The following is an 11,840-nucleotide window of genomic DNA, read 5'->3' as shown; positions in this document are numbered from 1 at the left end:
GGTAGCCGCTGTCCGGAAGCACACGGCCGTGTGCCGTGCGCGCCGCACGAGGCGGCTGGGCGGTCCAAGGCTGCGGACACAGGTGGGGCGTTTGCGTAGGGATGTCGAAGGGCGTGGTTCAGGCCGCGGGTATCGCGCCGGTACGGAGGTCTGCGGCCGGGGACGGCAGCAGACTCTTCAGACAGAGTCCTGCGAGGGCAGGAGACAGGCAACGGCCGCGCTTTCGGAGTGTGGGGACACTGCCCCCATGGGACGGGCTCCTGGTGGCTGTGCCGACAGGAGCCCGCCGGCGCTCACGCGTGGTGCAGCATTTTCTGCAGGCCGTCGTGGATGATGCGGGTGCGTTCCTCTGGCGAGAGCCACTGGGCCGTGGAGCCGGTGGCGGGTTTCATGACGTGCAGGATGTCGTCGACCTCGTCGGCCACCGGATACATGTGACTGATGATGGCGATCGTTGTGTCCGGGGCAATCCTGCGGCCCAGGACGGAAAGGGCAAGATCCAGGTGCTCAGCGTCCAGCGAGCCGAATCCTTCGTCCAGGAACAGGGTCTTCAGCCGGCGGTGACCGCGGCTGCGGCTGTTCAGCTCGACGAGAGCCAGGGCCAGGGCCAGCGAAGCCTGGAAGGACTCACCACCGGAGAGAGTCTGCGGATTGCGTGCAAGGTGCGTGGCACAGTCCACGATCTCGAACCCGTTGGTGAACGCGTAGCTGCCTCCGGAGATCTCCAGGAGGTTCCTGCTGGCGTGACTGAGCAGCGCATGTGTGCGCTGTTCGACGAGATAACCGATGAACTTGCCCTCCGTCAGCAGCCGCCGCACGTTACGCCACAGCTCGGCCTGCTTCTCTCCGGCCGTGACGGCAGCGTCGAGGGCTTCGGCATGGGGGATACGTGAGCGCGCGATGCGCAGGTCGTCCTTGGCCCGCTCATACGCGCTGTGCGCGTGGTCCGTTTTGTTGATGAGCGGTTTGAGAACAGAAGGGTCGAGCAGATCGCCCTGGGAGGGCACAAAGAACCCAGGGGCGATGTCGCTGGCGTCCTCGGGGCGGTCACCCTGGCGCACGAGTTCCTTCTCGAACGCCAGGACCTCGTCGCGGGCACGCTGGGCCTCCTGACCCAGCGCTTCGGCGAGCTTCTGGTCCAGCGAGGCGAGGGACAGACGGTAGGAGTCGACGGTGGCCAGGTCCGTTCCGTCCGGTGCGGCGGGCAGTGTGGTCTCGTCGCCGACAAGGTCTGCGGCATCGTCGGCTGCGTCCGCCCAGCGCTCCAGCTGTTTGACGAGATGACGCGCGGGGGTGTCGACGGTGCACCGACGGCGTTCGTCCAGGGCCTGCCGGCTTGCGGCATGTTCGGCGAGCGCCTGCCTGATCTCGTCTCGCTCCTGTGTTGTCTTCTCTAGCTGTTCGAGCCGTCGGCCGGCCGTGTCGAGTGCGGCTGCGATGTCGTGCGGTTCGGGTAGTGCGTCCGGGTCAGGCTGGGCGGGGCGGAGGGATGGCGGGAGGCCTGCGATGTCCGTCAGGAGCGTCTGCAGTTCCGTGTCGAATTGCAGCACGAGCCCGTCCAGTCGCTTTCCTTCACGTCGCAGGCGACCGTGCTGACGCTTGAGGTCGGCCTTGGCGGCTTCGTGTTCGGCCTGCGCTGCTGCAAGGGCGGCCTCCGCTTGCGTGTGTGCCGTACGGGCATCGCCTTCTGCGTTGAGCAGAGGCTGGACGAGGGTGCTGACCATCCGGGTGATCTGCTGCCTGCTCGCCGGGTCGCCTTCGGCGAGCAGGTGGGCCCGTGCTTTTGTCCGCTCGTGGAGGGAGTCCAGGGCAACGGCTGTTGCGGGGGAGCAGGCCGGCCTGATGGCGTCGTCCAGCTCGCGTACCCGCAGCAGGGCCGTCGTGGTGCGCTGTGTGGCGGCCACATGTGCATGGTGGTGCTTGTGGGCTGTCTCTTCCGCGGCCTTCAACTCGCCGACTGCCTGCGCCTGAGCCACGACCGCATCCCTGACGGCCTTGCCGTACTTGGTGGCCGCGCGTTTGGCGCGGCTCAGTGCCTTGGCGTCCAGCGGGGCTGGGGGTGTAAAGCCGTCGGGGAGAGGCCGGGCGCAGACGGTGCAGTCCTCTCCCGGGGCCAGGCCGGAGCCGGCCGTGTGGGCCGCTTCACCGCGCTGGGCTGCAGCCAGATGGTCCTGGGCTGCTGTCAGGGCACTGTTCAGTTCCTCCCGAGTGTCCGCCAGCGCGGTGCAGCGTTGACGGTGTTCCTCGACCGCTTTGAGCGTGGCCTGGTGCGACTGCAGGTGCGTCGCCGCGGAGTTCGCCTCCTGCAGCGCCTCCTGGACGGCGTCTTTGACTTGTTCGGTACGCGTGCGTGCCTGGGCTGCGAGGTCCTTGCCACGCGCGGCGGCCTCGGCGAGCTCCGCGATCGCCGTCCCGTGCTCGGCCAGTGCCTGTCGTGCCTGCGCGTGTTCTTGCTCGTGTTCGGCGTGCTGTTGCTGTTCCTGCTCCCGCCGCTGCCGCAGGGTGTTCAAGCCTGCCGCTCGGTCGGGCAGGCGGGACAGGACGGCGAACGCGCCGTGCAGGGACGGCAGGGTGTCACCCGCCTGTTCGCAGGCGTCCAGGGTGCTCTGTGCAGCGTCCAGTTGCAGGTTCAGCTCACCCTCGATGGCGTCCTGGGCCGCGGCTTCCTCGTCCAGTTCGTGCTTCGTGCGTGTCAGGGCGAGCAGTGTGGCGCCCGCGTCGGGGACCGCACGCTTACACAGCAGCTGTGTTGCCTTGTCCACGTCGCGCTTGTGACGGTGGTGCTCGGCGGCCCGGTTCTGGGCCTCACGCAGAGCATCCAGCCTCGCGCGCCGGCTGTGGGCGATGCCGCGGGTGCGTTCGACGTCCAGCACGGCCTGGTCTGCCGCGGCGCGGGGGTCCTTCCCGAGATCTCCCCGGGCCGCCCTCGCATTGGTGATCTGGTCCTCGAGCCGCTTCAGACGTGTTTCGGCGTGGTCCCGCACGCGCTCGAGCGAGCTGATGCCGAAGACGTGGCGCAGGATGCCGGTCCGGACGGCCGGAGTCGCCCTCAGCAGGGCGTCGAAGTCTCCCTGGCGCGGCATGAACGTGGCGATGAAACCGTCCCGGTCCATCCCGAGCAGGTCGGTGATCGCCTCGTTCACCGCCTTCTTGTAGTCGACCCGCATGCTCTTGGTGTTTCCAGGCAGGGGCTCGAGTACCGCCTTCGGCCTCTTGGCGGTGTCCGCGTACTCAACGCGCCGGACGTTCCAGGGCTGGCCATCCACCTCGAACTCCAGCGACGCATGCATGCTGTGCGCACCCTTGCTGATCAGCTCCTGCGCCGACTTCGACCAGGAGCACGTCCCGAACAGGGCGAAGATGATCGCCTCGGGGATGCTGGACTTTCCCTCGCCCGTGTTGCCGAGGATGGCGAACAGACGCTTGTCGGCGAAGTCGATGGTGCAGGGGCCGGTATAGCTGCGGACCCCCATGAGGGTGAGCTTCCTGAGTCTCACGTTTCCTCCGTCCAGGTGTCTTCCAGCGCGGCGCGCAACTGCTGTTCGGCCGAGACTGGCGATGGCGCCTCGGTGTCGACCTCGTTGAGCAGCTCTACGAACGCGGCGACCGTGGCGTCCGCGGCGGCACCACTCACACCCTCCTGCCCGAGGTAGACGCGGAACGCGTCGGGAAGCTCCGGTTCCTCGCCAGGGTCGAAGTCCAGGAGGATGTCGGCAGCCGGCTCCAGGTCCAGTGTCGGTTTGATGACGATCGCGTTCGGCACGATCTCGGCGATCTTCCGGGCGAGCTGCACGTCGGGCTCTTCCCCGGAGATCACCGCCTTCAGGTAGGTCCCGTCGTACTGGGCGGCCTCGGCTCTCAGCCGGTCGAGGGTTCCCTCGAAAACCTCCAGCCGTCTCGCGCTGAGCAGGGGGCGGGGCAACGGTCGGCCGGGCCGCCCGGGTTCGGCGTCGACGATGACGACGCTCTTAGACTCGCCCACCTCTCCGAAGTCCATGGCCAACGGACTGCCCGCGTAGCGGGCCGGGAACGTGGGCCCACGCACGGTCTGGGGGCAGTGGATATGTCCCAGCGCGGTGTACGACACCTGCGGGAGATCCTCGACCGCGACCTTGAAGGACTCGTCCATCCGCCGCTCGCTCTCGGCGCGCGTGGCGCCCGCGACGTACACGTGCGCCGCGAAGAACAGCACGTCCCGGTCGGGGTCGTACCCCTCTCCCATGGCCTCCAGCTGCTGCTGCTGCAACCCGCGCATCCCTGCGGCGTACTCGGCGTACGACGTGCTGAGCGCGGGCCGCTGCCAGAACCGGTTCGGGTGCACGAACGGCATGGTGGCCAGGCGGATGCGCTGTTCGCCGCCGCACGCATCGAAGGTGAACACGCCTCCTTCCTCGGCTGTGCGGAACCGGTCGACGAAGAACAGGCCCCGTCCCACGGCCGGGCCGGTGAAGAGGTCGAAGAAGCGGAAGTAGGTGGGGGAGTCGTGGTTGCCGGCCACGACCACGGTGGGTGCGACGGCTGCGAGCTGTTTCAGGACCTCCATGGCGCGGATGAGGTCCGGGGCCGTGGGGTGGGAGGTGTGAAACAGGTCCCCGGTATGGACGATCAGGTCCGGCCGGCTTTCCCGGGCGATTTCCACGATCTCGGCGAACACGGCGTCGAAATCGTCGGTGCGTGGATATCCGTGCAAGGTGTGGCCGACATGCCAGTCGGACGTGTGGAGCAGTCTGCTCATGCCTGCATGCGCCCTTTCGGAAGCGAGGCGTAGGACAGCACTCGGCGGTGCCTTATGAGGCCGGGACTGTACACCAAAAAAGCGGGAGAAAAAGGGGAATCGCGGGTGCTGCTAGCGTCGTGCCATGCATGAGCATCTGGTTGCACTCGAGGAACGCATGCAGCAACTGCGGTACGCGATCCGGCAGGCACTCGCACAGCACGAAGCCGCCCAGATCGGCACTCTGCACGCGGAGTTGAGACGTTCTCAGCAAGCCTGGGAAGTGCTGTGCGGCCTGAACGGCGCCCCGTCCGGGCTACCGCCGAAGTCTGTTTCGCCGTCGGCCCCGAGTGACTGGAGCGGCCCGCGCATCAGCGACCTGGGCCGTCGGTATTAGCCCTGGCCTGCCGCATCATATTCACCCAAACGAATGACCCCGGCCTCCCCAGGCTCCCTCCGGGAATCTGACGGAAATCGTACGCCAGATCGACCTGTCGTTCGAAACGAAAACCCGACACAATAAAGCGGGAAGAAAATGGGAAAGGGTGGGTGGCTGCTAGCATCCCAGTATGCATGAGCATCTGGTTGCACTCGAGGAACGTATGCAGCAACTGCAGCATGCGATCCGGCAGGCGCTCACGCACGGCGACAACGCCCAGCTGGGCACTCTGGGCGAGGAGTTGAGGCGCGTCCAGCGAGCCTGGGAAGTGCTGTGCGGCCTGGACAGCAACCCTGACAGGGTCCAGCCGCAACCAACACCGGCAACCCCGCAGCCCACCCGGGACAATCTGCCCCTCCGTGACCAGGCCCACCAGGCACTCACTCTCCTCACGGTGCCCGCTTCCCCCAAACTCCTCAGCCAGGTCCACGAGGCCTTCTTCGCCACCCCCCTGAACACCGCACGTCTCACCACCCTGCGCCGCGACGAAGAACGCTCCTTCCGCTCCGCCCCCTACGCCCGCGCCTACTACGTCTGCTCCACCCTGACCTCCGACCTGCTCGCACCAACCAGGGCCCTGCTCGCCCTGAGCACCTGGCCCCTGGAACGGCGCATCGTGGGACCACTCACCCAGCGGGTCCACTTCCTGACCGCAGCCCTCCGCCTCGCAGACGCCGCCGAACACCTCAGCGGCGAACCCGAGTTGCCCCAGCCCGTCCAACTTCTTCTCCTGCGCTACAGCCAAAACGTCCACGGCTACGACACCCGGACCGGCACCCTCGACCTGACCGCCCTGCGCCAGGCCGCCACAGCCGAGCTGGAGATCCACGCAGACGAAGACGCCCAAACCTGCACCGAAGCGGCCCAACGCGCCCGCGAACAACTCGGCGATGCAGAACAGAACTTCGGCAGCACTCTGCGAGTCGTCTCCCGCCGACACCGCACCGCGTGAACCCCCCTACGACCACACCGGGCAAGCGCCCAGTTCCTCCGAGGAAAACAGTGAGTTCGCTCGACACACGACTGAGCGTGTTACGCGGCCCCGCCCCGCCTCTCCCGCACAACGCACGAACCCTGGCTGCTCTGACCACCAATCCCAACTGCGACCGCCGCGCCCTGCTCGATGCCGCCGGCATCGACAAAGCCGCCCTCGCCACCCACCTGGACCTTCCGCAGCCCTTGAGGAGGTCCCAGCTCGCCCTCGACTACGGCATCGCCTTCGAGCGCCAGGTCACCGACCCGGAGCGAGGCGCCCTGGCGCCACTGCTCCGCCAAGCCCTCCAACTGCCCCTGCACCAAGCGTCCTACAAGGACATCAACAACCTCGCCACCGACGACGGCACATCCCCCCTGGGACTGCGCCGTGCCTACACCAGCTCATGCATCCTCGGCGCGGCAGAGCACAGATCCGAGCCCCACACCCTGCTCGACCACCCCGTGCTCACACTGACCGTCGCCGGCCATCAGACATACCTCGAGCCCGACGCGATCGCCTTCCACCACGACGACGTCTTCCACATCGTCGAAATCAAATCCTTCCCCGTCATCCACGGCAGGCCCGACCCCCTCAAGGTCGCAGCATCACTGACCCAGGCCGCCGCCTACATCCTGGCCCTGCGTGAACTCCTCACCGGCCGCAACCTTTCCGCCGCCCGCGTCTCCGACACCGTCATCCTCATCAACCCGCGAAACTTCACCCGCCAACCCACCGCCACGCCCTACAACGCCGCCCCACAGATCAAGCACCTCAGCCGCCACCTCGCACGACTCCACCGCCTGCCCGACCTGCTCGACACCCTCCCCGACGGCACCACCTGCGACCTGGCACCCGGACCCGACGGGACACCGACCAGGCCCCGCGACGAACTCATCGCCACACTCGCCACCATGAAGCCCCACTACACCCCTGACTGCCGCCACCACTGCGACCTCGCTGCCCACTGCCGCACCGAAGCCCGCAACCGGGGCAGCATCGGGGCCCTCGGCCCCACCGTCCGCGACGACCTCGCAGGAATCGACACCATCCACACAGCCCTGGACCTCGCCGACGGACGCATCCGCCCCTCCCCGGGCAACGAAGACATCGCCCACGCGCTACGCCACGCACAACGCATCCACGAAACACTCAGGAAAGACAGCACATGAGCCTCCTGGCCTCGCTCCTGCGGACGCGGGCCGCCTCCACCGGCCACGCCGAACACGCCTGCCAGCTGCGCCACCTGCACCTCAGCGACCGGCCACTGATGATGATCACGCTGAACCGAACCGGCCCCACAGCTCGACCACTGGCCGTCATGCTGGGCACAGACCCCTACCGTCCCCAACTCCACACCGCGCCTTTCTCGGGAACCAACACACCCCTGCTCGCCGCCCTGGCAGACACCGTCACCACCTACATCGACACCTGCCGTCGCACCGGCGAAGCACCCCAGCTGCTCGTCCCCAACGCCCAGAGCGTTCAGTACCTCAAAGACCTCGGCACCGACCTGAGACTGCGTCGTGCCGACGACCAGACGCCCGGCTCCCGGGCCATCCAACGCCTCGGACACTGGCTCACCTACTTCACCGACCGTGCCGAAATCCCAGGAACAGCCGCACTCATCCCCCTGACCGGCTTCCTCGGCATGCACTGGATCACAGGCCAGAGCCCCCTCGAAGACGAGGACCTCGCCACCCTTGTGGCCTGGATCGACCCGCCGCGTCACACAACCTCCGGACGCGACGCCGCAGACCAGGCAGAAGACCCCGCCACACACCGGCCCGCAGGACCCACCACCGGCGCGGCCTTCGACAACGACGAACTCATCCCTCTCCTCTACGCCCACGCCCAGGCCCGTGCCCGGGGACAGGACCAGACCCCCCTCCTGCAGGAACTCAACAGCCTGCTCACCCAACACATGCAGCCCACCTGGGACCGCATGTGGCACGCCTACGCCCTCCTCCAAACCCTCCCCGAAGCCCCGAACACCGCACGCCGCCGTACCCTCGAGCGCACCGCATTCACCGAGGAACACAACTACCTGACCCAGGACGGACGCCCCCGCCCCGCCCGCGAACAAGCCGTCGCCACCGCCGTCCGCCTAGCCCGCACCGAACCCGCAGCAACCGCCTTCGCCGCCGAACGCGCCGCCGACGATCCCTTCGTACGGGCCGAACTGCGCACCACCGGTGAGGCATTCGCAGGCCCCGTCACCACGATCGAGGCGAAACACACTCTCCGCGGCCCCACCGGCCGAAGACTCTGGCGCCCCCGGTTCACGGTGTCCACCACAGATCCCGTGCTCCTGGAGCCCGGCCGGCCCCTGGCCAGCCACACTCACCCCAACGCCCGCTACAGGATCCGCACAGTCACCCATACAGACAGCGACACATTGGTCGATCTCGAGATCACCGCGGGCATGGGCCCCATCGCCCGCCCCAACCACGCGGTCCTGCCCGAACCAGGCGCCTTCCTCGTCTTCACTCGCGCACCCGACCACCACCGGATGCCGGAGTTCCCCACACGCGACCAGACTCCCTGGACCCACGGCGGCCCGCCCGCCGGCCATACGCACGACGGCAACGAGAAACAGAGCGGGGACAAGCCGTGACACCGCCCCGCATGCCGTCCGCACAGCAGCAGACGGACAACGCCACCCGCGCCGTCCTGGAACAACTGCCCACACTCACTCACCACGGGCTCGTCGTAAAAGCCCCACCCGGCGCCGGAAAGACCACCCTGGTCGCCCAGGCCGCCGCCACGCTCGCCAGGTCCAGCGGCCCCTGCCCCGTCATCGCCCAGACCAATAATCAGGCCGACCATCTCGTGCAGCGGCTCACCGACGACCACCCGCACCTTCGAATCGCCCGGTTCACCGGAGTCGACAACGCGGCCCCCCACGACCTGCAGGCCCACACCGGCATCCGTGTCGGCACCCGCATCGAAGACCTCGAACGAACCGCAGACGTCATCGTGGGAACGGCCATGAAATGGGCCACGGTCACCGACCGGCGATGGCCATGGGGGGTCATCGACGAGGCCTACCAGATGCGCTCCGACACCCTCCTGAGAACGGCTCACCTCTTCGACCAGGCACTCTTCGTCGGAGATCCCGGACAGCTCGACCCCTTCTCCACTGCCGAGACCGACCGCTTCGCGGACATGACCCACGACCCCATGAGCAGCGCAGTCGCCGTCGCACTCGCCAACAACCCCGATCTGCCCGTCCGCTCCCTGCCCGTGTCCTGGCGCCTGCCGGCCTCAGCCATCCCCCTGATCAGCGAGGCCTTCTACCCCCTCACACCCTTCCAAGCCGGAAGCAACGCACCGGACAGAACCCTCACGTACCTCAACGCCGGAATACGCCTTGCCACCGACCACGTCATCGAGCACGCCGCCCGCACCGGATGGGCACTGTTCGAACTACCAGCACGCACCACTCACCACCTCGACAGCGAAGCCTTCCACGCAGCCCTCCGCATCGCCGAACGACTGCTGATCCGAGGCGCCACAGCCACCTGCGAGCAAAACCCCGGGGGACACAAACTGCGCCCCAAAGACATCGCCATCGGCGCCACCCACCGCGTCCAGGTCGGCCACCTCCGCGCACTCCTCGCCCGCCACTACCCCCTGCTGCACGGCATCACCATCGACACCGCCAACCGGCTCCAAGGCTGCGAACGCACAGTCACCATCGTCCTGCACCCCCTCTCCGGCCGCAGCAACGCCTCAGCCTTCCACCTGGACGCCGGTCGACTGTGCGTTCTCACCACACGCCACCGTCACGCCTGCATCATCGTGACCAGGGCAGGCATCTTCGAACTCCTCGACGCCCACCCCTCCAACGACCCTGTACACCCCACACCCGCCAAGACCCCTGACGGCTGGGGGGCCCACCACACCCTCCTCGCCCATCTGGCCCAGCACACCATCCACGCCCCGACGTAGGCCCGTTGCCACGGGAGACGAGCCACGCGGAAGCACATCCCGAGCCGATCCGCGCGGGCCTGCTCACCTGCTTCGCTGCCGTCGGGACCGAGCCCGTGGCCTGCGCATGGCTCGGCCGCTACCTCGCCGACGAGAAAGAATCCCTCGTCCACGCCAGCGCCGCCGGCGTACCCCACAAGGCCACAGCCCCCATCCGCAGCAGCCGCGACAAGATCACCGCACTGTGCCCGGCCGACCAACGTGGCCCGCGAAGCGATCCGCAACGCCATGGCCTCGTATCCGGCCGAGCAGGTCGATGACATGGTGCTGACGGTAAACGAATCTATCGTTAACGCTGTGTAGCACGCCTCCGGCCCCCTGCGGCTGATCGTGGAGATCTTCCAGGACCACACCCTGCTGCAGGTGTGTGACTCTGAGTCCGATGCCGGCGCCATGCGTGCCAGGACACCCGGTCCGACAGAGCAGAATGGTCGCGGTCTGCAGCTAGGGCCTGTCTCTTTGGTCGACACCGAGGCGATACGAATACGGGAGAGGCGGGGTGAATTGGTAGCGATGGCGAGCCTTCCGGTGCGCCCCGCGAGGCCGCGCAGTGCTTGAGGCCGAGATCCAGCGTTCGACAGTGTCCACGTGCACGACGGGGGTGTAGCTTCGCGATCATGAAACCGTTAAGCGGCAGCATCACTGACCAGGCGCCGGCTGATCCGGCCGCCACAGACGACATGTTGGCCAGCCAGCCCATCGGCTATTGGGCCGGCCTCGTCCACGAGGCGGTGACCCGGCGTCTGCGTGACGCCATGGCCAGGATCGATGTCACCCAGCCGCAGTACTGGGTACTCAACCGAGTAACCGGCGGGCCCACGGCACCCAGCCGTGAAGAGGTGATCGCCCAGCTGACCCCCCTCGCGGGCGGGCAGCACGAGATCCCTCGGGTCATCGACCAGTTGCTGCACCGTGGCTGGCTACGGATCGACGCCGGACAAAACCTGCACCTCACCGATGCCGGCGAGGCTGCCAGGGTCCTGCTGCGCGGGCTGGCCACGGAGCTGCGCGCGGAGGTCCACAAGGACATCAGTGACGAGGAGTACGTGGCCGCGCTCAAGGTGCTGCGCACGATGATCGCCAACGTCGGGGGAGACGGGAGCTCCTAGCTACTTCGTTGCAGTTTCGTCAGCCGCGGGTCCAGATGAGGATGGCGGCGAGGTGGAGTGCGGCCTGGAAGGCAATGGCAAGTTTGTCCGTTCGCATGGCCAGGCCGCGCCACTGCTTGAAGCGGTTGATGCATCGTTCGACCGCGTTGCGCTGCTTGTAAGCCTCGGCATCGAAAGCGGGCGGGCGGCCACCGGTACGGCCTCGTCGAAGGCGGTGGCGGACCTGGTCGGAGGGCTGAGGGATGACTGCACGGATCCCGCGTCGGCTGAGATGGCTCCGGATCGCGCGGGATGAATACGCCCGGTCCGCCAGGACGGTGTCCGGCCGGGTCCTTGGTCTTCCGGGCCCGCTTCGCGGAACACGGATGCCGGCCATGACGGCCTCGAAGGCCGGTGCGTCGCCCGCCTGTCCCGCAGTGACATGGAGGACCAAGGGTCGTGCATGGCTGTCGCTGACGAGATGGACTTTCGTACTCAGGCCCCCGCGGGAACGACCGAGCGCATGGTCGTCGGGCTCAGTAGGTGTTTGTGATCCCTGGCCGTGAGGTGTGTACGGCTGGATGATCTGGATTGTGGGGGCTGACGGGACAGCTCGGCGGTACTGCCGAGAGT

8 protein-coding genes and 1 pseudogene are annotated in these 11,840 nt (G+C 67.6%); 6 read left to right on the top strand and 3 right to left on the bottom strand.

Features of this window, described 5'->3' with window-relative positions; translation table 11 throughout:
* Positions 1-293: 293 nt before the first annotated feature.
* Positions 294-3,497 (bottom strand): SMC family ATPase, encoded by a 3,204-nt coding sequence (locus ABZ842_RS35740; RefSeq protein ID WP_361546886.1) that lies wholly within the window; start codon positions 3,495-3,497, stop codon positions 294-296.
* Positions 3,494-4,735, bottom strand: coding sequence for an exonuclease SbcCD subunit D (locus ABZ842_RS35735; protein WP_361546883.1), 1,242 nt, complete (start codon positions 4,733-4,735; stop codon positions 3,494-3,496). The genes ABZ842_RS35740 and ABZ842_RS35735 overlap by 4 nt, the downstream gene beginning before the upstream one ends.
* Positions 4,736-4,859: 124 nt before the next feature.
* Between ABZ842_RS35735 and ABZ842_RS35730 the strand changes: the two genes are divergently transcribed.
* The 6 genes from ABZ842_RS35730 to ABZ842_RS35705 all read left to right on the top strand — a co-directional run bounded on the left by ABZ842_RS35730 (position 4,860) and on the right by ABZ842_RS35705 (position 11,228).
* On the top strand, positions 4,860-5,111 hold the full coding sequence (locus ABZ842_RS35730) for a hypothetical protein (protein WP_361546880.1): 252 nt from the start codon (positions 4,860-4,862) through the stop codon (positions 5,109-5,111).
* A gap of 205 nt (positions 5,112-5,316) precedes the next feature.
* A complete protein-coding gene (locus ABZ842_RS35725) occupies positions 5,317-6,105 on the top strand; it encodes a hypothetical protein (RefSeq protein ID WP_361546877.1) in 789 nt (262 codons plus the stop codon).
* Between the two features lie 50 nt (positions 6,106-6,155).
* Positions 6,156-7,298 (top strand): hypothetical protein, encoded by a 1,143-nt coding sequence (locus tag ABZ842_RS35720; RefSeq protein WP_361546874.1) that lies wholly within the window; start codon positions 6,156-6,158, stop codon positions 7,296-7,298.
* The gene (locus ABZ842_RS35715) at positions 7,295-8,743 is read left to right on the top strand and encodes a hypothetical protein (RefSeq protein WP_361546872.1); all 1,449 of its coding nucleotides are present in this window, start codon (positions 7,295-7,297) and stop codon (positions 8,741-8,743) included. The genes ABZ842_RS35720 and ABZ842_RS35715 overlap by 4 nt, the downstream gene beginning before the upstream one ends.
* Positions 8,744-8,754: 11 nt before the next feature.
* The gene (locus ABZ842_RS35710; protein WP_361546869.1) at positions 8,755-10,080 is read left to right on the top strand and encodes an AAA family ATPase; all 1,326 of its coding nucleotides are present in this window, start codon (positions 8,755-8,757) and stop codon (positions 10,078-10,080) included.
* Positions 10,081-10,736: 656 nt separating this feature from the next.
* Positions 10,737-11,228: a MarR family transcriptional regulator gene (locus tag ABZ842_RS35705; RefSeq protein WP_361546866.1), complete on the top strand. Its 492-nt coding sequence runs from the start codon at positions 10,737-10,739 to the stop codon at positions 11,226-11,228.
* Between the two features lie 19 nt (positions 11,229-11,247).
* Here the strand turns inward: ABZ842_RS35705 and ABZ842_RS35700 are convergent.
* Positions 11,248-11,745: pseudogene (locus ABZ842_RS35700) on the bottom strand (IS5 family transposase); the annotation flags it as partial.
* Positions 11,746-11,840 lie beyond the last annotated feature (95 nt).

The organism is Streptomyces sp. NPDC047315, from assembly GCF_040643215.1.
In the GTDB taxonomy this organism is placed as follows: Bacteria; Actinomycetota; Actinomycetes; order Streptomycetales; family Streptomycetaceae; genus Streptomyces.
Note: the sequence above shows the minus strand (reverse complement) of the source record. Positions and strands in the feature narration are given on the sequence as shown.